The 24993-nt window shown below is 76.6% G+C and carries 19 protein-coding genes; 1 reads left to right on the top strand and 18 read right to left on the bottom strand.

The window, feature by feature from the left end; genetic code table 11:
* Nucleotides 1-311 precede the first annotated feature (311 nt).
* The 15 genes from ACZ4VL_RS24840 to ACZ4VL_RS24770 all read right to left on the bottom strand — a co-directional run bounded on the left by ACZ4VL_RS24840 (nt 312) and on the right by ACZ4VL_RS24770 (nt 19859).
* Nucleotides 312-2561 carry a phage tail protein gene (locus ACZ4VL_RS24840; RefSeq protein ID WP_468203940.1) on the bottom strand — a complete coding sequence of 750 codons (2250 nt, stop codon included), beginning with the start codon at nt 2559-2561 and terminating at the stop codon, nt 312-314.
* Nucleotides 2561-4741 (bottom strand): putative baseplate assembly protein, encoded by a 2181-nt coding sequence (locus ACZ4VL_RS24835; protein WP_468203938.1) that lies wholly within the window; start codon nt 4739-4741, stop codon nt 2561-2563. The genes ACZ4VL_RS24840 and ACZ4VL_RS24835 overlap by 1 nt, the downstream gene beginning before the upstream one ends.
* Before the next feature lie 19 nt (nt 4742-4760).
* On the bottom strand, nt 4761-5255 hold the full coding sequence (locus ACZ4VL_RS24830; protein WP_468203935.1) for a GPW/gp25 family protein: 495 nt from the start codon (nt 5253-5255) through the stop codon (nt 4761-4763).
* A 111-nt stretch (nt 5256-5366) separates the two neighbouring features.
* Nucleotides 5367-8324 carry a hypothetical protein gene (locus tag ACZ4VL_RS24825; RefSeq protein ID WP_468203931.1) on the bottom strand — a complete coding sequence of 986 codons (2958 nt, stop codon included), beginning with the start codon at nt 8322-8324 and terminating at the stop codon, nt 5367-5369.
* Nucleotides 8321-9931, bottom strand: coding sequence for a hypothetical protein (locus ACZ4VL_RS24820; protein ID WP_468203928.1), 1611 nt, complete (start codon nt 9929-9931; stop codon nt 8321-8323). Before ACZ4VL_RS24820 ends, ACZ4VL_RS24825 begins: the two co-directional genes overlap by 4 nt.
* Nucleotides 9928-10593 carry a phage baseplate assembly protein V gene (locus tag ACZ4VL_RS24815; protein WP_468203924.1) on the bottom strand — a complete coding sequence of 222 codons (666 nt, stop codon included), beginning with the start codon at nt 10591-10593 and terminating at the stop codon, nt 9928-9930. Before ACZ4VL_RS24815 ends, ACZ4VL_RS24820 begins: the two co-directional genes overlap by 4 nt.
* Nucleotides 10593-11690 carry a phage late control D family protein gene (locus ACZ4VL_RS24810; RefSeq protein ID WP_468203922.1) on the bottom strand — a complete coding sequence of 366 codons (1098 nt, stop codon included), beginning with the start codon at nt 11688-11690 and terminating at the stop codon, nt 10593-10595. Before ACZ4VL_RS24810 ends, ACZ4VL_RS24815 begins: the two co-directional genes overlap by 1 nt.
* Nucleotides 11683-11877, bottom strand: coding sequence for a hypothetical protein (locus tag ACZ4VL_RS24805; protein WP_468203918.1), 195 nt, complete (start codon nt 11875-11877; stop codon nt 11683-11685). Before ACZ4VL_RS24805 ends, ACZ4VL_RS24810 begins: the two co-directional genes overlap by 8 nt.
* On the bottom strand, nt 11874-13322 hold the full coding sequence (locus tag ACZ4VL_RS24800; protein WP_468203914.1) for a CIS tube protein: 1449 nt from the start codon (nt 13320-13322) through the stop codon (nt 11874-11876). Before ACZ4VL_RS24800 ends, ACZ4VL_RS24805 begins: the two co-directional genes overlap by 4 nt.
* On the bottom strand, nt 13319-13933 hold the full coding sequence (locus ACZ4VL_RS24795; RefSeq protein ID WP_468203912.1) for a phage tail protein: 615 nt from the start codon (nt 13931-13933) through the stop codon (nt 13319-13321). The genes ACZ4VL_RS24800 and ACZ4VL_RS24795 overlap by 4 nt, the downstream gene beginning before the upstream one ends.
* An 8-nt stretch (nt 13934-13941) precedes the next feature.
* Complete coding sequence (locus ACZ4VL_RS24790) at nt 13942-15969, bottom strand: phage tail sheath subtilisin-like domain-containing protein (protein ID WP_468203909.1); 2028 nt, start codon at nt 15967-15969, stop codon at nt 13942-13944.
* Nucleotides 15966-16421, bottom strand: coding sequence for a phage tail protein (locus ACZ4VL_RS24785; RefSeq protein WP_438310483.1), 456 nt, complete (start codon nt 16419-16421; stop codon nt 15966-15968). Before ACZ4VL_RS24785 ends, ACZ4VL_RS24790 begins: the two co-directional genes overlap by 4 nt.
* A gap of 33 nt (nt 16422-16454) precedes the next feature.
* Nucleotides 16455-18320, bottom strand: a complete 1866-nt coding sequence (locus ACZ4VL_RS24780) for a phage tail sheath family protein (protein WP_468203905.1) — start codon at nt 18318-18320, stop codon at nt 16455-16457.
* Between the two features lie 22 nt (nt 18321-18342).
* On the bottom strand, nt 18343-19263 hold the full coding sequence (locus ACZ4VL_RS24775; protein ID WP_468203902.1) for a hypothetical protein: 921 nt from the start codon (nt 19261-19263) through the stop codon (nt 18343-18345).
* Nucleotides 19260-19859, bottom strand: coding sequence for a Pvc16 family protein (locus tag ACZ4VL_RS24770; RefSeq protein WP_468203900.1), 600 nt, complete (start codon nt 19857-19859; stop codon nt 19260-19262). Before ACZ4VL_RS24770 ends, ACZ4VL_RS24775 begins: the two co-directional genes overlap by 4 nt.
* Before the next feature lie 187 nt (nt 19860-20046).
* Between ACZ4VL_RS24770 and ACZ4VL_RS24765 the strand changes: the two genes are divergently transcribed.
* Nucleotides 20047-20970 carry a hypothetical protein gene (locus ACZ4VL_RS24765; RefSeq protein ID WP_468203898.1) on the top strand — a complete coding sequence of 308 codons (924 nt, stop codon included), beginning with the start codon at nt 20047-20049 and terminating at the stop codon, nt 20968-20970.
* Between the two features lie 52 nt (nt 20971-21022).
* Here ACZ4VL_RS24765 and ACZ4VL_RS24760 read toward each other — a convergent pair whose 3' ends face one another.
* The 3 genes from ACZ4VL_RS24760 to ACZ4VL_RS24750 all read right to left on the bottom strand — a co-directional run bounded on the left by ACZ4VL_RS24760 (nt 21023) and on the right by ACZ4VL_RS24750 (nt 24867).
* Nucleotides 21023-21373 (bottom strand): hypothetical protein, encoded by a 351-nt coding sequence (locus tag ACZ4VL_RS24760; RefSeq protein ID WP_468203896.1) that lies wholly within the window; start codon nt 21371-21373, stop codon nt 21023-21025.
* 91 nt (nt 21374-21464) lie between these two features.
* On the bottom strand, nt 21465-23507 hold the full coding sequence (recQ, locus tag ACZ4VL_RS24755) for a DNA helicase RecQ (protein WP_468203893.1): 2043 nt from the start codon (nt 23505-23507) through the stop codon (nt 21465-21467).
* A 10-nt stretch (nt 23508-23517) separates the two neighbouring features.
* The gene (locus ACZ4VL_RS24750; RefSeq protein ID WP_468203891.1) at nt 23518-24867 is read right to left on the bottom strand and encodes an MFS transporter; all 1350 of its coding nucleotides are present in this window, start codon (nt 24865-24867) and stop codon (nt 23518-23520) included.
* Nucleotides 24868-24993 lie beyond the last annotated feature (126 nt).

The following is a 24993-nucleotide window of genomic DNA, read 5'->3' as shown; positions in this document are numbered from 1 at the left end:
CCCCCGGCCCGCCACAGCCGCGTCACGCGCGTCGCCCGGGACGCGCACGCCGGGCAGTGGCGTACGGGCCGCCCGCTCCCCCGGCTCGGCCGGATCGTGCGGGGCGCGGAACCCGCCCGTGCGGAATGCGGCGGGCCCACCGCGGGCGTCCGCGGCAGCCGGGCCGGGCGTGCGGTGGTCGGGCCGTCGTGCCCGGCAGCGGTCGGGGGCGGCCGGGGGGTTCGGGCCGGCAGGGCCGGCCGTGCGGTGGTCGGGCCGTCGTGCCCGACCTGCGGTGGGGCGGCGGTCGGGGCCGGCCGACAGGTTCGGGCTCATCCGACGCGCACCGCCCCCGGGATGGTGGTTTCGCCGATGCGGGAGCCCTGGGCCGGGACGCCGACGACGGCGTTCGCTCCCAGGGTGAGGTGGCCGGCTACCGCCGGGGCCCAGGCCGCGCCGGGGCCGACGACCGAGGTGAGGCCGAGGTGCAGGGTGCGGCCCAGGCGCATGCCGGTGCCGAGGGGGCAGATGTCGACGCGGGTGTGGGCCGGCTTGTGGGTTTCCACGATGCCGCGTACGACCTCCAGTTGGGCGGGGGTCGGCGCCGCGGGAATGAGGACGCTGAAGCGGTGCGCGGTGGCGGTGTAGCCGTCCTCGCCGGGCCGGGTGCCGCCGACGGTGAACCGGCCCAGCGCCCCGGAGGCGGCGGCCGCGCCCCCGACGGCGGGGGCGGGCGGGCCGCCGGGGGCGGTGCCGAGGACGGTGCCGGCGAGTCCGCGGAGCCGCCAGTGCTCCACGACGCTGACGGGGACGGGCAGGTAGAGGCGCAGGATGCGTTCCAGGCAGGCGGCGGTGCCGCGGATGCGGAAGAGATCGTACGCCTGGGCGATCAGTTCGCGTCGGGCGGCGACGGGCCAGCGCCGGTCCAGGGCGAGGCCGAGCAGTCCGGCCAGCCAGCCGAGGGCTTCCTGCGGGGTGGTCCGGGGGTCGAGGAGCAGGGTGCGCAGGGCGGCGCGGGAATCCGTCTCGTGCAGGAGTCCCTCGGCGGGGGCGAGGAAGCGGTGCAGGAAGGCGGCGTCGGCCTCGTCCCGGCTCCAGGCCCGGGGCAGGGTCGCGGAGAGCCGGTGTCCGGGCCGTTCGACGCGCAGGGCGCGGACGCGGGGGGTGAGGCGGAGGGTGCCGGTGAGCCGGAGCACGATCCACAGGTAGCGGCCGGGCGGGGCCTGGACGGGGGCCTCGTACGTCTCGTAGGCGTCGTCGGGGTCGATCTGCGTCCAGGGCAGTTCGCGGCCGGTGGGCCGCCGGAACAGGGGTGCGGGGGCGGGGAGGCGGGCGGCGTGTCCGGCGCGGGACGGCAGCGGCGGGGTGAGGTCGGGGCGGTGGACGGCGCGCGGTCCGCGGACGGGGGGCTGCCAGGGCAGGGGGTCGGGGACGGTGTCCTCGTCGTCGGTGAGGAAGCTGACGCGGACGTCGGTGCCGGGTGGGATGCAGGCGTCGAGGAAGAGGCGGCCCCAGCGGGTGCGGTACTCGCCGGCGTCGAGGCGGTAGCAGATAACGGTGCCGGTGGGGGTGTAACGGGCGGCGGGTCCGGCGGTACGGGCGATGCCGGCGACGGTGGTGAACGCGGTGCGGCCGTCGGGGTCGACGGTCAGGGCGCCGCCGTCGTAGTCGGGGGCGCGCAGCGGTTCGAGTTCGGCCCAGGCGGTGGTGCCGTCGGCGCGGAAGCGGCGGAAGGGCCGGCCGGGGGTGCGGGCGACGACGAGGGTGCCGTCGGGGGTGAGGTCGAGGTCGGTGGCGCCGTCGACGGCGAGGGGACGGGTGCCGTCGGCGCGGGCGATGACGGCGGGGCCGCCGCCGGCCGGGCCCGCGGGGCCGGTCCACAGGACGTACAGGTGGCCGGAGTGGTCGGCGATCCGGGTGGGGTGCAGGCCGTCGGCGCCGGGCGGGCGGTGCAGGGCGGGGCCGCGCAGGGGGCCGCGGCGGCCCTGGAGGAGGACGATCCCGGCGGGTCGGGTAACGAGGACGGCGACGGCGCCGCAGTGGGCGGTGACGTCGAGGGGGCGGCGGTGCGGGTGGGCGGGGGTGCGGACGGGGACGCGGCGCAGGAGCCGTTCGCCCCACAGGTCGACGACGTGGACGGCGGCGGCGCCGGATTCGGCGATGTGGAGCCGCTGGCCGGCGTCGACGGCGAGGCCGCGGGGGACGCACAGGGTGCCGGGCCGGTGGGGGGCGGGGCTGGTCGCAGGGGCGGCGGTGGCGCCGCGCGGGAGGACGTCGACGCGTCCGGCGCGCGGGTGGGAGCGGTAGGCGCGCCCCCAACGGTCGAAGGCGAGCCCGGCAGGACCGTACCCGGGGGCGCCCGGACCGGGCCCGGAGCCGGATGCGGTCCCGTCCGCCGTGGCCCCGGTCGCGGCGGCTCCGGTCTCGGCCCCCGCCCCCGCCTCGGCTCCCGTTCCGGCTCCGGGCTCCGGTTCCCAGGCGAGTTGGACGCCGCCGCCGTCGAGCAGAGCGGTGGACTCGTGGCGGCAGCGGACCCATTGGTCCGGGTCGGCGATCAGGGCGGTGGTGCGGTCGCCGTGCATCAGCACACCTCCGGGGGGAGCGGTACGACGACGGGGTCTCCGGGCGGCACCGGCGGGCTGCCGTAGCCGGCGCCGACGGGCAGCGGGCTGCCGGTGACCACGGTGATCTCGGCGAGCCGCGGCACCTCCCACTGGTTCAGCGGCACGAGCGGCAGCGGGGTCCAGCCGGCCGGGCCGCGCCGGGCCAGGGCGAGTTCGCCCTCGAGGTACTCCAGCCCCTCCACCTGGACGGCGACGGCCTCCAGCTCGGCGCGCCGCACGGCCCGGCCGAGCGGCCAGCCCGCGCCGTCGGGCCCGTACGGCGGCAGCGGGGCGAGGTACTGGCGCAGGATCAGCTCGGTCCAGCGGCGCACGGCGTCGGGCTGGTAGCCCTCCCGGGTCCGGATGCCGACGGAGATGGCGATGTCCACGTAGGTGGGCGGGATGACGTACAGCTCGGCGGTGACGAGGCGCCTGGGGTTGAGGTACGCGGCGACCTGCCGCAGCAGCGCGAGGTCGGGCAGCGGGGCGCCGGGGTCGCGGAGGTCCTCGGTGGGGAAGACGAGCACGCTGACGACGCCGGCGGCGGGCCGGCCGGGGGTGTCGGGGTGGAGCAGGGGCAGGGTCTCGGCGCGGCGCACGCCGGGGACCTGGAGGGCGAGGGCGCGGTGGTCGTCGGCGGTGACGGCGCGGTCGCGGCGGTGCACCTCGGCGGGCAGGGCTTCTAGGGCGTCGGCGAGGGAGGCGGGGTCGGCGCCGCCGGTGGCCGGGAGCGGGTTGCCGGCCCGGACGCCGGGGACCCCGGTGAGGGCGGTGACGGCGCCGGCCGGGATGTTGCCGGCGGCGCCGCCGCCGTACCGGTAGCCGAGGACCCGGATGCGTTCGCCGATCCGGGGCAGCCGGCCTCGGGTGCCGAAGCGGACGAGGCCGGCGTCGGGGTCGAGGGTGTAGTGCCGGTCGAGGGGGCCGCTGGCGGCGAAGTCCTCAACCTCGGTCCAGGGTTGCCAGCCGTCGGGTTCCTCGACCTCCAGGCGGACGGTGCCGGGCAGGACGGGGCGCTGGGTGAGCCGGTGGACCTGCCCCGGTTCGGCGGTGCCGGTGCCGAGGAGTTCGGGTGCGGCGGTGCGGGCCTGGACGGCGCCGACGGCGTTGACGCCGACCCAGCGGATGCGGTGGATGGCGTCGTTCTCCCCGGCGGGGCGGCGCACGCGCAGCCAGCCGAGGACGCGGGCGGCGGTCGGCCCGTCGTCCAGCGGCGGCGGACTGTCGAGGCCGCCGGTGCCGGCGGGCGGGCCCTGCGGGTGGGCGGGGAAGGCGGCGGGCAGGGCGATGCCGACCACGCCGGCGGTGGTGAGGCCGCGGGTGGTGTCGCCGAGCACGGCGAGGGGGGTGAAGGGGGTGCGGGCCCCGGGCCCGTTCCACAGCTCCCACAGGAAGCCGGGCGGGGCGCTGAGCAGGTCTCCGGCGCGCAGCCGGGTGGGGTCGCGGGGGTCGCGGGCCACCAGGTCGTAGGGGCGGCGGATCTCCTCGTCGGGGACGACGCCGAGGAAGAGGGTCTGGCCGCGCATCCGGGCGGGGTCGGTGGTGGGGCGGGCGAGGAGGGCGATCCACAGGCTCTGGTCGAGGGTGGTGCTGACGTCGAGGGGCGGCCGGTCCGGGTCGAGGGGATCGGCGGGGACCTGGGTGGTGGTGTAGAAGGTGACGGGCGCGCCGGCGGCGACGCGGTCGCGCTCGGCCTGCGGGAGGGCCTCGACGGCGTTGTCCCGGCGGCGGCCCTCCCCGCTGCCGGGCGGGGCGGGGGCGACGGGGGTCTTGCCGGCGGCGAGGGTGTCCAGGGGCCAGGCGACGGTCTCGTCGTCGGTTTCGAAGGGGACGGCGCCGGCCCGGGCCTCGGTGCCGCGCAGCACCTGGACCCCTTCGGGGCGCTCGGTGCGCAGGGTGAGGAGGGTGCGGGCGGTGAGCGCGGGGCGGGGGCGTACGCCGAGCAGCCGGAGGAAGGCGACCTTGGTGGCGTCGGGGATCTGGTTGAAGCGGAAGAGCAGGGACTCGCCGAGGTGGGCGAAGAGTTCGAGGAGGGCGATGCCGGGGTCGCCGGCGTTGTGGTCGGTCCACTCGGGGGCGTAGACGGGGATCCGTTTGACCAGCTCGTCGCGGAGCTGTTCGAAGGTGCGGTCGTCGAGGATGGGGCCGATCAGCGGCATGGAGTCGTCACCCGGCCCTCTATCGCAGGTAGAAGGGGTAGACGAGGTTGTCCGGGCGCAGGTCGAGCAGCCGCACGTAGGCGATGTCGATCCACACCAGGGTCGGCTCCTCCCCCGGGGTCACGGAGACCTCGGTGACCTGGATGCGGGGCTCCCAGGCGGCGAGGGCCTCGCCGATCTCGGCGGCGATCGCGGCCCGGGTGGCGGGGGTGTTGGGGGCCATGAGGTGGCGGCGCAGACCGCAGCCGAAGGTGGGGCGCATGACGCGTTCGCCGGGCTCGGTGTCGAGGATGGTCTCCACGGACTGGCGGATCGCGGCGCTGCCCGCCACCCAGCCGAGCCGGCCGGCCCCGCCGCCTGCGCCGGTCCCGTCACCGCCGTTGCCGTAGGCGTCCTGCGGCCGCAGCGGGAACCGGATCCCGGTCCCGGACCAGGCCTCGCCCGCGGGCAGGGCCGCGGCCGCGGGGAGCGGGCCGCCGGCGGGGGCGGATGTCAGGGCGTCAGATGCTGCCATGGCTCCATGCTGCGCGGCGGGCGTCACCGCACCGTCTCCCCCGGCGCGACGGGCCCCGACCAGCAGCCGCCGGCCACCGCCAGCCACAGGCAACCGGCCACCGGCCACCCGTCATCCCCAGCCCTCGGCGCGCAGGGCCGGTTTCATCTCGTTGAGGGCGCCGTCGTACTTGGCACCGAACTTGGACCGGATGTCGTTGACGTCCAGCCTGACGGCCTGCTTGAACCGTTCGGCCTCCATCAGTTCCAGCTGCCGGGCGCGGTGCTCCTTGGACTCCGTCCAGCTGCCCGTGCTCAGGGCACGCGGGTGGGAACTCCAGTTGCCGTCGGGGTTCTTGCGGCCCCGGTGGTCCTGCCGGTCCATCTGGATGGCCGGCCCGCGGCCGTACGAGAGGGTGCTGACCTGGCTGGTGACGCTGTGCGGGGGGATGTGGTTGATCTCGGTGCCGGCGTAGTTGAGGCCGGTCTTCGGGTTCTTCAGCTCGTCGTAGCGGCCGCCCCGGAACGCGGGCAGCTCCGCCGGGTCGCGGCGGTCGACGCCCGCCTTGCCGCCCTCCTGCGCCGGGCCCTTGGCCGCGCCCTTCGAGGCTTCCTTCGCCCCGCTCCCGTCCTTGTCCTTGCCCTTGTCCTTGTCCTTCGCCGCGCCCTTGGTGGCGGCGTCGATGAGCGGCAGCTTCTGCGCCTTCGGGCTCATGGCGGCCGTGACCTGCCACGTGCCGCCGTGCAGCTCGGGCTCCAGCACCCTGAACCCGTACGTCCTGCGGATCCCGGCGAGTTCGGCGCGCAGGTCTGCCTCCTCGTACGGGTGGGAGTGCGACTTCTCCGCGATCCTCCCCAGGGCCTGGAGCCCCGAGAGCCAGCGGGCCTGCTTGGCCGGGGAGGGGACGTCCGCGGGGTCCTTGCGGGGCGCGGCCGGAGCCGGGCCGGCACCGGTGGCGGGGCCCGGGCGGGCGGTGGGCCGGGCGGGGGCGCCCGGTGCCCTGGCGGGGGCGGCGGCCGGGGCGGCCGCGCCCGGGGCCTTGGCCGGGGCGGCGGCGCCGGGGGGTGCGGGGGTGCCGGGCTCCTTCCAGGCGCCCTTCTTCTGGTCCTCCGTAGCGGTTTTCGCCGGGACCTTGTCGTTGACCAGGTCGGTCATGAACCTGTCGGGGCTGAACTTCACTTCGCTGAAGGCGACTTCGGGAACCTTGCCGGAGCCGAGGACGTGCTCCACGTCCGCCCCGATGCCGAACTCCCCCGGCAGCGGGTACTCCAGCCGCCCCACCGGCCAGTCCCAGCGCTTGTCCGGCGCGGGCGACCACCAGGGGCTGTCCAGTTCGACGAACAGGTCCCCGCCGAGCGCCAGGAACGGCTGGGCGGCGATCTCCATGTGTCCGGCGAGGAAGAACTCCCCGCGCTTGCCGGCCTTGGGGTCGGCGACCTCGCGGAATCCGATGCGGGGCGTGGCCTCCACGTAGCCGCGGACGCCCGCGAGGGCGTGCAGGGCGACGCCCGCCTTGATGTCGTGGCCGAGGAGTTGGAGGCCGGCGCCGCCCTCGGCCTTCAGGCGCAGCCCGGCGAAGGCGGAGACGTTGAGGGTGCCAGTCAGGCCGAAGTCCTTCAGGACCTCGGGTTTGGTGGACCAGGTGCCGGTGAGCTCCATGCGGTCGAGGGTCGCGGGCCCGAAGTCGGCGACGGCCTCCAGGCCGATCCCGGCGAAGAGGAAGACGTTGCCGACGAGCGGGATGCCGTAGAGGGTGCGGACCTCGAACCGGGCGAGCTGTTTGACGTAGTGCTTCTGCTCGAAGAGCGGTTTGTCCATCCGCGGCACGATCTTGCCGACGACGGTCACGTCCCCGCGGTGGTCGACGACGACGAGGGCCTCCCCGCTCAGCCAGTCGGCCAGCCGGACGGCGACCGTGCCCCAGCCGGCGAGCACGCGGGGGCCGGGGCGCGGGGCGGCTGCCCCGTCGGGGGTGCCGGGGCCGGTGGCCTGCGCAGGGGCGGGCTCGCCGGTGACCGCCTTGGCGGTCTTCACCTGCTCGGCGAGCCTGCTGTCCGTCAGTTCCGCGGCGGTGGCCGGGTCGGTGGCGACGAAGGTCACCTGGCCGTCGAACCGGTCGTTGGAGTAGCCGACGGTGCCCCGGACGTCCACCGCGCCGCCCGCGTACGCGGCCGTGACCTGTCCGGAGAAGCCGCGCAGGGCCACGTCCACGGTCGCACTGCCGGACACCGCGCCGTCCGGGCCACGGACGACGGGCACCTCCAGCGAGCCGAGCCCGGCGACCGTGCCGCGGGCGACCGCGTCGAAGGTGACCGTGTCGCCGGTGAGGCCGAAGCTGCCGGTGGCGGTGAGGAAGCCGCCGAGGGTGAAGCTCATGCCGGTGGCCCGCACGACCAGGGTCGGGCCGCGCAGTTCGTTCTCCGCGCCGGGCAGCTTCAGGCCGCCGGCGCCGAGCCAGCCGAGGACCCGGGCGCAGCTCTCGATCCGGTCGAGGAGGGCGCGGGGGCCGCCGAGCAGGGCGCCCTGCACCACCACCGAGGCGTGCCCCTGGACGACCCCGTCGTGGACGCGGACGGCGAGGACCGGCTCGATGCCGGCGGTGCGCAGCGGCTGCAGGAACGGGAGCAGCAGGGGGACGGGTTGGAACGCGCCGCCGGCGGCCGTGGCCGGGCCCCGGTCGGTGCCGTACAGGTGCAGGACGCCGGCGGCGGTCCGGCCGAGGCGCACCCGGACGGGCCCGCCCGCAGCCCCCTTGCGCTCCAGGTACGCGGCGACGGCGGGCGGCGGGGTGAGCGGGGCGCCGCCTTCGAGGGCCAGCTCCTCCTTGGGCATGTCGGGGGCGGGGGCGGGCAGGGCGCGGGCCAGCTCGTCCGCGAGCCGGCCGGGCGGGGCGGGTACGGAGGCCCCGGCCGGCCCGGAGCCGGGGGCGGCGGCGGGCGCGGCGGCCCGGGTGGCCGCGGCGGCGGACGCGGGCGCAGGAGCGGGGGCGGGCACGGCCGCCGGAGCGGCGGCACGCTGGGCGGGAGCAGCGGCGGGGACGGGAGCGGGGGCCGGTATCGGGGCCGGTACGGGGGCCGCCCGGCCGCTCATCGCCCGCTCCCGCACAGCGGGTCGCGGACCGGCGGCTCCGGTTCGGGGCGTACGGGGACGGGCGGCGGGTCGGGCGGGGTGACGGCCTCGAAGAGGTCCTTGCCGTCCTCGTCGCGGAAGCCGCCCTCGCCGGCCTGGAGCCGGGCCGTGGCGCCGCGGGCGCCGAGGAGCCCGTCGAGGGCGTCCCGTTCGGCGTCGCCCATCTGGCTCAGGGTCAGTCCGGCGTCGAAGTGGGCCTTGAGGGTGGCGATGGCCGTGGCGGAGGGCGGCAGGCAGAAGCGCAGGGCGAGCAGCCACCACAGCTGGAACAGGAACACCACGATCGGCAGGAACATGCTGAACAGGAAGAACGCCACGATCATGAAGAGTTCGAGGGCGAAGGTGCAGATCCGGGGGACGGTGCCGCCGACCGAGCCGCCGCTCGGGGTGCCGCCGCCGGGGTCGAAGGACAGCTGGGAGCCGGGCGGGCTGGTGACGGCGACCCCGCCGGGGCCGGGCGGTGCGCCGGCCCGGGCGGCCAGGGCCCGTAGGTCGGGCAGGGTGATGGAGGTCCTGCGGTTCTTGGTGCCCTCGGGGTCGTAGAACGGCGCCAGCCTGAAGGGCTCGGTGGGCTCGCTCCAGGAGACCTGCGGCGGGCAGTGCTCGTGGCCCGGGGCGGGGGTGCGGCGGACGAAGCAGCGCAGTTCGTAGACGGACCGGTCGTCGAGTCGGGGGGCGCCCTGGTCGTCGTGGTCGCCGGAGCAGGTCGGCACGACCCCGAACCACAGGGAGCGCTCGGGCGGCCGGGGGCCGGTCTGCGGGCAGTCGCCGGAGCGGGGCGGGAGCCGCCACATCGGGAGTTCCCGTTCCCGGTCCGGAGGGCGGCCCGCGGGCGGCGGGGCGCCGACCTCGCGCCATGAGCCGCCCGCGGGGCCCTCCATCCAGGCCTGGACCTCCGTCTCCAGGCCGACCTGGTCGATCAGGGCGCGGTTGGCGTCCTCGAAGGCCTCCCGGTGCGCGAGGTCGGCCCACAGGACGTCCCGGACCTCGGAGGCGTACGGGGCCGGCCCGGACGGCACCCCGCGGGCGCCGTCAGGGCCGTCATGACCTTCCGGGCCGTCCGGGCCGTCCGCGGAGCGGTCGGCGGCGGCCAGTCCGGCCGTCAGCCGGTGCGCGAGCCGGCGCAGCACCTGCGGCGGGGCGCTCATGTCCACCTGCCTGCGCCGCATCACGAAGCCGACCTCCAGGCCTTCGGCGGACTGCGGGCGGGGCCACCCCGGCCGGTCGCAGAAGAGTTCGACCACGACGGCGTAGAAGCGCTCGTGGCCGGGCTGGTACAGCTTGCGCAGCCGGCTGCGGTACAGCCGGTGGGTGGCGAAGCGGGCGCGTCCCGGGCCGCGTTCGGCGAGGGGGACGGGCACGGGGCAGGACCACACGTCCTCGGTGGCGTCGAAGCGCAGCGAGTCCCGCGGGTCGGCGACGAGGGCGCGGACGAACTCGGGCGAGGCGTACTTCTGCAGGGCGGGGGTGCGGGCGGCGGGGGCGAAGCGGTCGAACCCGCCGCGTTCGCACACGTACCAGGGGGCGAGGAGCTTGAAGCCGTGCCCGGCGGCGGCGGTCGCGCTCACCAGATGTTCCCGGCGCCGGGCGTGTAGGCCGGGGAGACCACCATCTGGTCGGTGACCAGCGTCGCGCACTTGACCAGGCCGGTGAAGGTGGACAGCGGGGCGTTCACCGTGACGGTGGGCGCCTTGACGTCGACGGAGGCGTTGGCCTCGACCTGGACCGCGGTGTCGGTGAGGCGGACGGTGCAGCCACCGCCGTGCCGGACCACGACCTGGCGGGCGGCGTCGTCGAGGACGACCTCGTGGCCGGAGGCCATGGTGATCCGGACCCGGGCCGCACCGGCCGTGTCGTCGAACTCCAGACTGCTGCCGGCCCGCGACCTGAACTGGCGGACGTTGTTGGCGGGTTCGGGTTCGTGGGGCAGGGCGGCGCGGCCGTTCCAGGCGGCGCCGAGGACGTACGGGCGGCGCGGGTTGCCGGCCTCGAAGGCGACGACGACCTGGCTGCCCACCTCGGGCAGGACGAGGAGCCCCTGCCGGTCGTCGGCGTACGGGGAGCAGAGCGTGGCCCAGGCGCGCACGTCGCGGTCGCCGTCCCGGCCGAGCCAGGGGAAGCGGACCTCGATGCGCCCGAGCCGCTTCTCGTCCACGATGTCGGTGACGAGCGCCGGGTAGACGCCGAAGTAGCCGGGGGCCGCTCCGTCCGCGGGGGCGGGCAGGGACATCACACCACCTCGTTCAGGGACGGGCGTTCGGCGTCGAAGCGGGTGCGGAAGCCCCGGTCGGGGTCGAAGGTGTGGCGGACCCGGGTGACGTGGTAGCCGTCGCCCTCGAAGGGGCCGCCGACCGAGCGGAGGGTGAGCCGGCCGCCGACGACGAGGTCGGGGCTGCCGTTGGTGGTGCCGGCCACGGTGACGAACCGGCGGCCGCGGCGCAGCATCTCGGCGCGGGCCCAGCTCTCGGCCTCCCCCGTGGTCAGGGCCGCCTCCCGGACGCGCAGGCTGGTGGCCGGTCCCATGGCGCGGGCCAGCAGCCGGGCCCCGGTGCGGCCGCCGCCGGTCGTCTCGGCCTCGACGACCTCGGGGCCGGCCCGCTCGTCGATGGGTTCGCGGCGTTCGGCGTCGTAGCCGGTGACGACGACCTCGCTGCGCTGGTGCGCCAGGTCGGCGGCGAGCCGCACCGACATCAGCTGGTTGCCGTAGACGAGGGTCTGGGCGGGGGCGGTGCGGCTGCCGCGGGGCCGGAAGTGCACGGTGGTGCCGGTCGCCCACAGCTCCGCCTGGACCAGCCGGGCCCGCTCGCGCAGGAGGGCGAGGTCGCTCTGGTTGAGCTGCTGGACGACGTCGTAGCGGGGTCCGGGGGCGTCCGCGTCGGCGTCGAGGCCGTGTTCGCGGGCCACTTCGCGGGCGACGTCGGCATCGGTGACGTCGCGGTAGGTGCGCAGGCGCCGGGTCATCCGCAGCCGCATCAGCGCGTCCTCGGCGTGGACGAGGAGCAGCGGCGGCTCGCCGTCGCCGAGGACGAGCTCCACGGCCGAGACGACGCCCTCGAAGACGTACCGCCGGGCCGACGGCGGGCCGAGGGCCGCCTTGAGGGTGCTGCCGAGGCCGACGGTGGCCGCGTCCAGGTGCAGCAGCCGGTCCTGCGGGCCGGTGGCGCCCGGGCCGACGGCGAGGAAGTGGGCGCGCAGGGTGCGCAGCCCCTCGGTGCCCTCCGCCACCTCCAGGCGTACGCAGTCGCGGGCGAGGTCCCGTACGAGGCTGCCGCCGACCTCGAAGACGGGCGAGACGGGCGAGACGGCCGCGACGGCGGCGTCAGTCATCGAAGCCCTCCGCGGCGGTGCGGGCGGCGAGCCAGGCGGCCCGCTCGGTGTCCTCCCGGTGCCGGTCGGCGGCCGCCCACCTGCCGCCGGAGCCGGAACCGGAGCCTTGACCGCGGGCCGGGGCGGGCGGGCCGCCGCTGCCCGCGGGCAGCACTTCGGTGTGCAGCTCTCCGATGTACACGCTCATGGCGGGCCTCCTCGCGGTGTCCACCCAAGGGTGCTGGGGCCCGCGTCACGGCTGCGTTGCTCGCAGTCGGCCGCGGCCCGGCCGGGCGGGTCGGCGGGGAGCCGCTCCCAGGGCGCGGCCCCGGGGGCCGGGGCGGGGACCTCCTCGCGGCGGGCCCGGTCGGCGAGGCTGCGGGCGCCGCCGGCCCGGACCTCGGCGAGGGTCCCGGGGTCGGCGCGGGCGCGCAGCGGTATGCCGCGGCCGTACGTGGTGGACCGCGGGTCGGGGCCGGCCGGCGGGAGGCGGCCGGGCGGGGGCGCGGTGCCGTTCCCGGCGGCCGGGGCGGGGCGGGCGGCGGGGACCTCGAAGGAGCCGCGGGCGCGCACGGTGGCCAGGTCGACGGCGGCGGCGGTGACCGTCTGCGCGGCCGCGGCTATCCCGCCGCCGGCGCTGAGGACGAAGCCGGCCCGGGCGGCCGCGTCCGGTCCGCCGGGGGGCGCGCCGGCGGGGCCGCCCGGTGTGCCGGGAACGCGCGGGCCGCCCTGCGCGGTGGGGCCGGCCGAGGCCGTACCGGCGGGTGCGCCGCCCCCGGCCGAGCCGGCTCCGGTGGCGCCGCCCGTGATGCCGAGGGCGGCGGCCAGGCCCGCGGTGGAGGTCGCCGACGCCTCCCCCGCGTACCCCGCGGACAGGCTGATGCCCGCGGTGGCGGCCAGGCCCGCCTCGGCCTCCGCGCCCAGGACCACGCCGGCCCCGGCCGCCAGGCCGAGCGGGCTGTCGAGTCCGCTCATCGCCCCGCGCCAGGCGGCCGGGTCGAGTCCGACCCGGGACAGCAGCTGCTGGGCCGACTCCCCGCCGTGGGCCTGGACCACCTGCCGGGGGCGGCTGGTGCCGGCGGTGCCGGGCGCGGCGCCTGCGCCCTGGTCGCCGGCCTCGGTGGCGGCCCCGGCGTCCCGGGCTCCGGGGCCCACGGCGTTGGCCTGGTAGGCGAAGTTCTGCTCGACGATGGTCACCGCGACCTTGGCGCGCAGCGGGGTGCCGTCGGGGGCGAAGTGGTCGAGCTCCTCGTTGACCTGGGTGACGATGCCGTTGTAGCGCAGCGTCCCCCACACGAAGCGGACGGGCGGCGGCGGATCGGCGGGGGCGGCCGCCGACGGCTCGACGAACTGCCGTACGAGGGCGGTCCATTGGCGTACGTCGACGTACCCGCCGGCGCCGCCCTGCTCGGCGGTGTCGAATTCCAGGTCGAAGGTGAGCGTGGAGCCCTCCTGGGCGGGGTGCTGCACCTTCTGGGTGCGGGTGGTCGCCCCGCCCCGGTCCACGTTGTTGTTGCGGGAGATCCGCAGGGTGGTGGGGTTGAACTGGACTTCGAGGGGGCTGCCGGCCTCTTCGACGCGGGGCGTGCGCTGCGGGCCCTGCTCGCCGGTGACCTTGAGGGGGGTCAGGGTGGCGTGGGCGGTGCCCGTCACGGGGTGCGCTCCAGGCGCAGGCCCTCGTGGGCGATGTGCAGTTCCTCCACGGCGATCTCCCCCGTCCTCGCGTTGAGCGCCGGCCCGGTGATCTTCAGGGGCAGGCCTCGGCTGAACGTCCAGCGCGCCAGCGTCCGCCGGCCGGCGGTGTCGAGCACCTCGACGTCGCCGTCGTAGCGGGGCACCGGGGCGCCGCCGGCGACCATGCCGTGCAGCCAGTCCCACAGGGCGGTGTCGGCGCTGCCGCCGTCGGTGGCGACGAGCATGCCGCGCCGCAGGACCAGCGGCTGGAGCCGGACCCGGCCCACGCGGCGCACCACCGCGTCGTTGGCGCCGCCCTCCGCGTACTCCCGCAGGTCGGCCTCCAGGCCCAGCCCGGAGCACTCCTGGAACCCGCCGTCGCCCAGCCGGTCGGGGGCGCGGTCCGGCCCGCCGGAGCGGGCGGGGAGGCCGGCTGCGGCCGGTCCCGTGGCGCTCCGGCCGGGGGCGGCCGCGGCGGTCGGGCCGGGGAGGCGGGGCGGTGGCAGGGCGGTGCGGCCGGGGGCGGTGCTGCGGACGAGGCGGATCCGGAACCGGAAGGCCTGGACGAGTTCGGGCGGGTGCTCGGGCACGGCCGGTCTCACCTCACGTCAACGGAGCCGTCGGCGTCCTGTGCGATCCGCAGGACGAGGTATTCGAGGGGCTGCGCGGGGGCCACGCCGATCTCGGCGACGAGCCGGCCGAGCCCCTGCGACCAGGTGGGGTTGAGGTGTTCGTCGCAGCGCACGAAGAAGGAGGTGTCCTCGCTGTCGCCGGCGAAGGCCCCGGCCCGGTACAGGCCGCGCAGCAGTTGCAGGACGGAGCCGCGCAGTTCGTCGCGCAGCTGCGGCGTGTGGGGTTCGAAGGCCAGGGCCTGGGCCTGCCGGTCCAGGGTGAGCCGGAGCGCGGTCATCAGCCGGCGCACGCTCAGCTGGCGGTAGTCGGGGTCGCGGGAGAGGGTGCGGGCCGAGGCGAGGCGGAAGCCGTCGCGTTCGGCGCGGAACACGTCGATGCCGAGCAGGTGCAGTTCGTCGCAGTCGGCGTCGTCGAGCTGCTGGGCGGCGGTGACGGCCCCTGCGGCCAGGGCGTTGGCCGGGCCCCAGGGCAGTCCGAGGCGGCGCTCCCGCTCGGCGATGATGCCGGCCGCGAAGCCGGAGGGGGGTACGGGGACGGCACGGCGGTCCGGGTCGTCGGGGTCCACGACGCCGAGCCAGGGGTGGTGGGCGGCCGCGTAGCTGCTGTCGAAGGCGGCGCGCCAGCGGGCGACGGAGCGGACCGGCAGCCCGGGCGGTACGTCGAGGAGGGCGACGAACCGGCGCCCGTGCTCGGCGAGGGCGACGAGCCGCTGCTGGCGGCGCAGGACCTCGGGCAACTGGGTGGCGGGGTCCAGCAGCAGGGGGCGGGGCCGGGCCGGGGCCAGGGTGAGCGGGACGGCGGGCGGCGGGCAGGGCGCGAAGCGGCTGCCGAGGGGGCGGGGCGGGGTCTCGGTGGCGGGGGCGTTCTCGCCGTACTGCCAGAGCAGGTCGGGGGCGGACAGCAGCCCGATCTCGGGGACCAGCGCCATCCGGTCCGTGCCGATGGCGGCGGCCGCGGCGCTGTCGCCTTCGTCGCCGCCGCTGTCGTCGTCGGCCGCGGTGGCGGGCAGCAGCTCGACGGGGAGCGCGCCGTGGAAGCTGTCGGTGCTGATGGCGGAGTACCGGTCGGTGCCGGGGCGGACGGGGCGGGAGGGGGCGGAGGTGAGGAAGGCGTCGGGCGGGAACAGCGCGTCGGGCCACTCCCCGTCGGGGGTGACGAGCAGGGATTCGGCGGCGAGTACGGCGGCGGCGTACCGGGGGTGCCCCCGGCTCAGGCCGAGCCCGGTGAACCGCTCGCGGCGGGGTCGGGCGGGGTCGCCGTCGGCGACGGTCACCTCCGCGGTGACGACCTCGGCCTCGACGGCCACCGCGCGCGGACCGCCCGCCCCGGGGCCCGTGCCCGGGACCGGGGCCCGGTCGAGCAGGGCGACCACGGCCGGCGGGCCGGAGCCGTTCCTCCGCTCCGCCAGTTCGCGGATGCGGAAGAACGCGCCGGCGGGCGGCAGCCCGGGGCCGCGGACGCGCAGCACCGATGCGGCGGGCGGGGTGCGCCCGGGCGGCAGGGCCAGCTCCCGCCCGTCGGCGGCGGCGTCGAACCGCTCCGCGGCGGTGAAGTCCCAGCGCACCGACAGCCGCCCGCCCCAGCCGCCCTCGTCGCGGGCGCGCAGCCCGATCTCGTACGGCGCCCCGCCCGGCCCGGTGCCCGGGGACCCGTCCGCGCGGACGAGCGCGACCCGGTGCAGGGCGCAGGCCTCCTGCGCGGCGGGGTGCGGGGCCCGCGGCAGCGGCGCCACCCGCAGCACGTACGCCCGTGCCCCGCCCTGGGCGAAGAAGGCCCGGACCGCGTACGGCAGCAGTCCGGGCCCCTCGAAGCCGCCGAACCGGCGCACGTAGTCGGACCAGCGGTCGACGGGCACCGGTTCGTCGACGGGTCCGCGCGGGGCCACGCCCACGAAGCCCGCGACGTCGAGCCGGACGGGCGCGGCGGCGGGCGCCGCGGGCCTGGCGTCGCGGTACACACCGGTGCCCCCGAGGCGCAGTCCGGGCCCGGTCACAGGGACTGGAAGTCGATGCGTTCGGCGACGAGGTGGAGTTCCTCCATCGCGACCTCTCCGCCGCCCTTGCCGGTGAGGGTGGGCCCGACCCACTTCTTCGGCTGGGCGGCGTGCAGCACCCAGGCGCAGACGGGGGTGCGGCCCTCGTCGTGGAGGGTGACGGTGACGGTGCGGGCGTCGTACGCGCCTTCGCGGACCGCCTTGATCCAGTTGAACAGGCGCAGGTCGCCGATGATGCCGCGCTTGAGGGTGACGTCGTTCGTCGTGTTGGTGTTGGCGATCTTGCGGACGTGGTTCTCGGGGTCGTTGCCGTTGCGGTACTCGGAGTACTTGATCTCGTTGCCCGCTCCGCTGAAGTCGGAGAAGCCGCCGGCGATCTGGTCCTCGCCGCCGGTGTCGCCGAGTTTGACGAGGAAGTTGAAGGCGCCGTAGGGGTTGTTGCGGGTGGCCATGGGCGGTGTCTCTCCCGTTCTGGGGCGGGCGGGTCAGCTGCGCCGGGCGTCGGCGGTGAACTGTCCGATGCGGAACACGACGAACTCGGCGGGGTAGGTGGGGGCCACGCCGACCAGGCAGATCAGGCGTCCGTTGTCGAGGTCGTTCTGGGTCATGGTGGTGCGGTCGCAGCGGACGAAGAAGGCCTCTTCGGGTTTGGTGCCGAGCAGGGCGCCGGTCCGCCAGGTGGCGAACAGGAAGTCCTCGACGGACTGCCGGACCGACGCCCACAGGCGTTCGTTGTTCGGTTCGAAGACCGCCCACTGGGTGGACTTCTCGATGGAGTGCTCCAGGTAGATGAAGAGCCGGCGGACGTTGACGTACTTCCACTCGGGGTCGGAGCTCATCGTGCGGGCGCCCCAGACGCGCCGGGCGCGGCCCTCGAAGAAGCGCAGGGCGTTGATGCCCTCGGGGTTGAGAACGGACTGCCGGTCGTAGGTGACGTTGACGGTGAAGTCGTCGACGCCGAGCAGGACTTCGTTGGCGGGGGCCTTGTGCACCCCGCGCTCGGCGTCGCTGCGGGCGTAGACGCCGGCGACGTATCCGGAGGGCGGGACGTCGAGGAGGGGGGCGGGGGCGCCGGGGTCGGGGCGCCGGGTGGGGTCGGTGATGCGGACCCACGGGTAGTAGAGGGCGGCGTACTTGCTGTCGAACTGGGCGCGGAACCTGCGCACTTCGGAGATCGAGCTGTCGCGGGGCGGGTCGACGACGGCGATCCGGTAGCGGAGCTTCTCGCAGTGTCCGATCAGGTGGTCGACGGCGGTCTTCTGGTCGGCCGGGAGGAGGGTGACGGTGTCGGGGGTGGCGACGATCGCGATGTCGTCGATCTCGGCGAGCGCGCCGAGCCCGAGGGCCGGGTTGGCGAGGCTGTCCGGGTCGGCCTCCCGGCCGGCCAGGTCGACGGCGCCCAGCTGGTCGCCGTCGCCGCCGTCGGTGAGGTGGAGGCCGCCCTGCCCGGGCAGGAGCAGGGCGGCGAGCCGCGCGCCGGGGGCCGTCGGGGGCGCCCCCGTCGCGGGCGGTACGGTCTCCAGCCAGACGAGGGAGAACTCGTCGGCCGGATCGGCCGCCTGGAGGACGTTGCCGACCGAGCGCGGGTGCCGGTCGTCGAGTTCGAGTTCGTTGTACACGTCGACGCGGTCGTCGAGGCGTACGGTGACGGCGAGGGTCAGGTGGAAGGCGGCGGAACCGGCCGTCACGGCCTCGAAGCCGCCCTGGGCGTCCCGGTAGCCGAGGACTCCGTCGGCGCGCCGGGCCACGACCCGGACGTTGATGGGCTGCGGGGGGACCGTGTCGGCGATGACCGGCGGCGCTCCGCCGGCCAGCGGCACGACCTCCAGGGCGGCGCCCTCCTGGACCCCGGTCAGGCGGGGTGTCCCGCCGGGGCCGGTGACGAGGATGTTCTTGCCGCGCCGGAAGGTGACGGCGACGCCGATCCGGGCGCCCGCGGAGCCGGGCCAGCGGGCCCGCCAGCGCAGCAGCGGGGTGCCCTGGGCGGGCAGGGCCAGGGAGGCGAAGGCGCGGGGGACGTCGATGGCGCCGGCGGCGGTGCGGGGGAAGCGGAAGACCCGGGAGACGTAGAGCCGGCGGCCGCCGTTGGCGAAGAAGGCGCGGGCGGCGAGGGCGAGCGGGCAGTCCTCGTCGCCGATGCGCAGGCCGCCGAAGGCGCGTTCGTACTCGGTGAAGCCGGTGACGAGGACCGGGGCGGGGAGGACGGCGGGGCCGCCGGGCAGGGTGTAGGGCACGGGGCCGTACTCGGTGCGCCCGGCCATGCCGAAGGTGCTGGTCGGCACGCCCTCGATGGAGCGGGATCGGAAGCTGGTCTCCTCGACGTACACGCCGGGGGTCAGGTACTCGGGCATCGGCGGCTCTCCTCGGTCGCGGTCAGGCGGGACTGTGGGGCAGGTCGGCGGCATGGACCAGCTGACCGACGGTGAGCGTGCGGACGGTGTCGGCGGCGCCGGTGCGGTACCCGGCCGGCCGGGCGGTCCCGCGCAGCACCGCGTTGTCGAGGTCCTGCGGCCGGGGCGGGGAGGTGCTGCGCACGACCGGTTCGGCGACGAGACCGGCGAGCGGGTCGGCGGGCAGGGCGGCGGGGGGATCGGCGGGCGGCCCCGCGGGCGGGTCCGGGGCGTGGGTGCGCAGCGCGACGTCGAACCGGGACGGAGGCGGCGAGGGCAGCACGCCCACCCCGTCGATCAGCAGCAGCACCTGGCCGTGCTCGTCGCCGTGCGCCCAGCCGAGCGGGACGCCGCCGGGCCCGAAGGCGTCCACCCGCGGCCAGCGCACGGGTGTCCCGGCGGGGGTGACGACGCGCAGCCGGATGCCGGTCGTGCCGAGCGGTACGGGGTGGGCCGGGCCGGGCAGCAGCCAGGGCAGCAGCAGCCGGGCGTCGGCGCGGACGTACGGGGCGGTGGGCGGGCTGGCGTCGGCGCCGGCGAGCTCGGGCCGGGTCCACAGCGGGACGCGGAAGCGGCGCGGGACCCACCGCCGGGCGGGGTCGTCGACGCGTACGGTCACGGTGCGCGGCAGGGCGCCGGGGGCGCCGTGCCGCAGGACGAACCCGGTGGCTCCGTGTCCTTCGAGCGGCCGGAGCAGGTCGCCGGGCCGCGGCCGGCGGCCGGGGACGGGCTCGTACTCGCAGGTGACGCTCAGCCCGGGCCCGGCCGGGGCGCGGGTGCGGGCGTCGAGCGGCCGCACGGCGAGGGCGAGGCGGTGCAGCACCGCGGCCTCACCGACGGCGACGGCTATCGGTTCCTCCGGCAGCGCGGCGGGGTCCTCCCGCCCGACGGCCGGGCCGGTCATCGCGCGCGCTCCGCGGAGACGGGACCGGCGGCGACGGTGGTGACCGGGCCGGAGGCGGGCCCGGCCCGGCCGTCGATGCGGACGACCCGGGCGAGGTAGGGCAGGCAGAGCCGGTAGTCGGTGGTCATCGCCTGGAAGGCCTCGCTCATGGAGTCCATGGCGAGCTCGTCGGGGACGATCTGCACCGAGTCGCCGGGGAGCCAGTCGCCGCTCGGGTGCAGGAGCGGGCCGGTGAGCAGGGCCTCGGTCTCCAGGATCCGGGCGACGAGCCCGAGCCACTCCAGCTCGGCCTCCACGAACTGGTCCCAGGCGGCGACCATCAGGTGCATCCGCAGCGGCAGCCGGGGCAGCCCGTCCTGGGCGGCCAGCGCCGCGAGGGCGGGCCGGGTCTCCCGGTCGATGCTCAGGCGGTAGCAGTAGACGGAGACGGCGGGGTTGCGGATGACGGAGCCCGGGGTGTCGACCTTGTCGAAGTCGACGGGCCCGGCGAGGACGGCCTCCGGGCGTCGCCCCGTGGGGAGCTCCTCGGCGAAACGCCGGTTGAGCAGCGCGACGACGCTGCGTCCGACGGCGGCGAGAGCCCGGTATCCAGCCATGGGGCGATGCTGCGGCCCGCCGCGTCACGGGCGCGTTGCCGGGCGCGCTGCCGGACGGGTTGCCGGGCGCGCGACCGAACCGGGGCGCGGCCGTCCGCGCCGGTGCGCGATGGCCGGGCGACGGGCCGGTGACACCGCCCGGCCCACACTCGGGTCGCGCCTGCCCGCATCGACGAGGAGAGCCAGTATGAGCAGCACCGCGCACACCCACCCGGCCGGCAGCAGCACCGGCGGCTGTGACCCCGGCGCCATCGACGAACTGGCCTGCATCGCCACGGGAATCCAGCGCCGGGCCGAGGTAACCCAGGAGCACCTGCCGCAGCTGCGGGAGTTCCAGGAGAAGTTCAACGGGGCCCGGACCCGGTACACCCGGGCCCGGCTGGCCGCGAAGGCGGATCTGGACGAGGCGGCCGCGACGCTCGGCAAGGTCCGCGAGCAGATCCGCTGCCGGGTCGGGCACGAGCAGCGGCACTGCCTGGCCCAGGCCGTGGACCGGGTCTTCGACGACATCCGCAGGTGCGCGGGCGGTTGGGGCTGCTGCACGGACGACTGCGGGTGCGAGTTCTCCGACGTGGTCCACCCGGACGACACGGTCGCCTCCCTCGCGTCCCGGATCGCCCGGTACACGCAGGACACCCAGAAGGCGGCGGCCTGCTTCACGGCGCTGGACGGCGAGGTGACGGCGCTGCCCGAGCGGGCGGTGAAGATCAGGACGGATGCGGTGCAGCTGCTGGCCGACGTCTGCGACCCGGTGCTCGGCCAGGACGTCGTACGCCTCTACGCGCGCCTGCTGGTGCTGCTGCGGCGGATCGCGGAGGCCTTCCGGGGCTTCGGGAGCGTCTCGGAGTTCGTCGACTGCCTGTGCAAGGCGCTGTTGTGCGTCCTGAAGGGCTGGCAGGCGATCGCGGTGCTGGAGGGCGCCCGGGCGGAGCTGCTGTGCAAGGAGGAGACCCGGCGCCGGGCGTGCGAGCGCAAGCAGCAGGAGACCGTGGAGGAGGTGATGGCGGAGTACGCCCGGCTGTGCCCGCCGTGCACGGCGCACGGCGAACCGGACCGGGAGGCCGACGCGGACTCCGAGGAGGAGGAACCCGTCCCGGCCGCGGCGCCCTGATGCCGGCGGCGCCCCGGCCGTACGGGTCGGGCAGCGGTCGGGCGGGCGGGCCTCAGATCCACCGCCGTGCCGCCTCGAGGCTGTCCCCGAGGCCGCTGTTGAAGGCGATGGCCGCCCGGGGTGCGTGGCGGCGGGTCAGGTTCACGATCTGCTCGAAGAGCGGGAGCAGCGGTTCGGTCGCGCGGATCCCGGCGCCGACGACCACGACGTCCCACGGGCGGTCGGTCAGTGCCGCGGTGAGGGTGGCCTCGGCCGTTCCGTCGAAGACGAGCAGGGTCATCGCCGCGGCGATGCCGTGCTCGTCGAAGCGGACCAGCTCCGCGTCGAGCGCGGCGCGAAGGGCCCGTGCGTCCACGCCGGGTATCGCGTGCGGGTCGTAGCCGACGATCAGCACGGAAGACATGTGATCAACATACTGGGCGGGCCAGGAGCATGACCGCCGAACGGTCCCGGCCGCGGTCCGGGTGGCCGCGGCCGCCCGGACCGCGGGCCGACTATTCCCAGTCGTCCCAGGGCGGGTCCGTCTCCTCCGGGTCGAGGGGCGGTTCGTCGTCCCACGGCTCCCGGTGCCGCCCCGTGTTCCGCCCCGGTGCGGCGGGTGCGGCGGGTGTGGTGGGCGCGGCGGTCGGGGCTGCGGGCTGCGCGGCGGTCGGGGCTGCGGGCTGCGCCGCGGCGGCGCCGGTCTCGGCGAGGACGTCCAGGATCCCCTCGCCGTACTTGGCGAGCTTCGCCTCGCCGACGCCGCTGATCGTCCCGAGCTCCTCGACGGTGTCGGGCAGCCGGGTCGCGATCTCCCGCAGGGTCGCGTCGTGGAAGACCACGTACGCCGGAACGCCCTGCTCGCGGGCCGTCGCGGCCCGCCAGGCCCGCAGGGCCTCGAAGACCGGCACGGCGCCCGCCGGCAGGTCGGCCGGGACGCGGGCGCCCTTGCCGGAGCGGGCCCCGGACTCCTTGCGGGCCCGGCCCGCGGCGGGCGCCGGCGCGGTCTCCTTGCGCAGGGGTACGGGCCGCCGGCCGCCCAGCACCTCGCCGCTGGCGTCCGTGAGCACCAGCGTGCCGTAGTCGCCCTCGACCGCCAGCAGGCCCTGCGCCAGCAGCTGGCGCACGACCCCGCGCCATTCGCCGGCGCTCAGGTCGGCGCCGATCCCGAACACCGAGAGGGTGTCGTGGTCGAACTGGATGACCTTGGCGGTCTTCTTCCCCTGGAGGATGTCGATGATCTGGCCGGCGCCGAACTTCTGCCGCCGCTCCCGGGCCAGCCGCCACACCGTCGACAGCAGCTTCTGCGCGGCGACCGTCCCGTCCCAGGACTCGGCCGGGGTCAGGCAGGTGTCGCAGTTGCCGCAGGGCCCGGATTCCTGCCCGAAGTAGGCCAGCAGCCGTACGCGGCGGCATTCGACGGTCTCGCACAGGGCGAGCATCGCGTCGAGGTGGGCGGTCAGCGAGCGGCGGTGGGTGTCGTCGCCCTCGGAGCCGTCGATCAGCTTGCGCTGCTGGACGACGTCCTGCAGCCCGTACGCCAGCCAGGCGGTGGCCGGTTCGCCGTCGCGGCCGGCGCGGCCGGTCTCCTGGTAGTAGCCCTCGACGGACTTCGGCAGGTCGAGGTGGGCGACGAAACGGACGTCCGGCTTGTCGATGCCCATGCCGAAGGCGATGGTCGCCACGACGACGATGCCGTCCTCGCGCAGGAAGCGGGCCTGGTTCGCGGCGCGCGTGGCCGCGTCCATGCCCGCGTGGTAGGCGACGGCGTCGATGCCGTGCTCCACCAGGGCGGCGGCGGTCTTCTCCACGGAGGCCCGGGAGAGGCAGTAGACGACGCCGGCCTCCCCCTCGTGCTCGGTGCGGATCAGCTCCAGCAGTTGCTTGACGGGGTTGTTCTTGGTGGCGATCCGGTACTGGATGTTCGGCCGGTCGAAGCTGGCGACGAAGTGCCGCGCGTCCTGCAGGCCGAGGCGGGTCGAGATCTCGGTGTGGGTGGCCGGGGTGGCCGTCGCCGTCAGGGCGATCCGGGGCACCTTGGGCCAGCGCTCGTGGAGCATGGAGAGCGCGAGGTAGTCCGGCCGGAAGTCGTGGCCCCACTGGGCGACGCAGTGCGCCTCGTCGATGGCGAAGACGGAGATCTCGGCGCGGTCCAGGAGCCGCTGGGTGCCCTCGGTGCGCAGCCGCTCGGGGGCCAGGTACAGCAGGTCCAGCTCGCCGGCGAGGAGGAGCTGCTCCACGGTGCGCCGCTCGTCGAAGCCCTGCGTGGAGTTGAGGAAGCCGGCCCGCACCCCGAGCGCGGTCAGCGCGTCCACCTGGTCCTGCATCAGCGCGATCAGCGGGGAGATCACCACGCCGGTGCCGCCCCTGACGAGGGCCGGGATCTGGTAGCAGAGCGACTTGCCGCCGCCGGTGGGCATCAGCACCAGGGCGTCGCCGCCGGCGCTGACGTGCTCGATGATCTCCTTCTGCTCGCCGCGGAAGGAGTCGTACCCGAAGACGCGGTGAAGCACCTGCTGGGCATCGCTGGTCTCGGGGGACGCGTCCGAAAGGGTCATGTCCGGCAGCCTACCGACCTCCTGCGACACCCCGCTCCGCCCTGTGGAGAACCGGGCCCGCGGGACGGTGTCCGCGCGGCCGCTCCGCGGCCCCGTCGGGGCGCCACAGACGGACCGCGGCGGCGGCCGAGACGGCGGCGAGCGCGCCGAGGACGGCGACGGCCGCGGTCAGGCCGGCGGCGGCGCCGACCCAGCCGGCCAGTGGGTACGTCAGCAGCCAGCAGGCGTGGGAGAGGGAGAACTGGGCGGCGAAGGCCTCGGTGCGCCGCTCGGCCGGGACGGCACGGCGGATGAGCCGCCCCGCGGGGGTGAGCACGAGGGATCCCGCGGCCCCGAACGCGGCCCAGGCCGCCAGCAGCGCGGGCCAGCGCCAGCCGCCGGAGCCGGCCGCGGTCAGGGCCCCGGCGGCGGCGAAGACGCCGGTCAGGGCGAGGGCTCCGCGCAGCATCACCGTGCGGTCGGCGGCCCGGTCGAGGACGCGGGGCAGGAGCAGGGCCACGGCCATGGAGCCGGCCCCGTACGCGCCGAGGGCGAGGGCGACGTCGCCGGTGGGGCGGCCCAGGCGGTCGCGGACGTAGACGACGGTGTTGACGGTGACGAGCGCGCCGGAGGCCGCCACGGTGAGGTTGAGCAGCAGCAGGGCGCGCAGCTGCGGGGTGGCGAGGAAGAGCCGGGCCCCCGCGGTCGCGGCCGCGTACGCCCGCCGCCCGCGCCGGCCCGCGGACGGGCCGCCGCCCGCGCCCGAGCCGGAACCCGCACCCGAGCCCCCGGCAGCCGTGGCCGCGGCCACCGGCCCGGGCAGGGCGACGGAGGCGACCAGGACCGCGGAGCCGAGGAAGCCGACGGCGGTCCCGAGGAAGAGCCGGTCGTAGCTGGTGACGGCGAGCAGGGCGGCGGCGAGGGCGGGGCTGAACAGGCTCTCCAGGTCGTAGGCCAGCCGGGACAGGGACAGTGCCCGGGTGTAGTCGCGCTCCGCGGGCAGCACGTCGGGGACCACGGCCTGGAAGGCGGGGGTGAACACGGCGGAGGCGGCCTGGAGCACGAAGATCAGGACGTAGACCTGCCAGACCCGGTCGACGAACGGCAGGGACAGGGCCACCGCGGCCCGGCCCAGGTCGGCGCCGATCAGGAGGGTGCGGCGGGGCAGCCGGTGGGCGACCGCGGCGACGGCGGGCGCGATGGCGACGTACGCCACCATCTTGATCGCCAGCGCGGTGCCGAGGACCGATCCGGCCCGCGGGCCCGCGATGTCCCAGGCGAGGAGCCCGAGGGCGACGGTGGCCAGGCCCGTGCCGGTCAGGGCGACGGCCTGGGCGGCGAACAGGTGCCGGTAGGTGCGGTTGCGCAGGACGGACAGCATGGGGCGGCCTTCCGCTCGGCGGGGGTCACCCCTCCACCGTATCGTCATGTGCGCAGATGCGCACATGACGAACTGATGCCCGCACGCCCCGGCCACCACCGCACCGCCCGGCCCTACGCTGTCCCC

The sequence above is a fragment of the Streptomyces sp. NPDC029014 genome, assembly GCF_055564695.1.
Note: the sequence above shows the minus strand (reverse complement) of the source record. Positions and strands in the feature narration are given on the sequence as shown.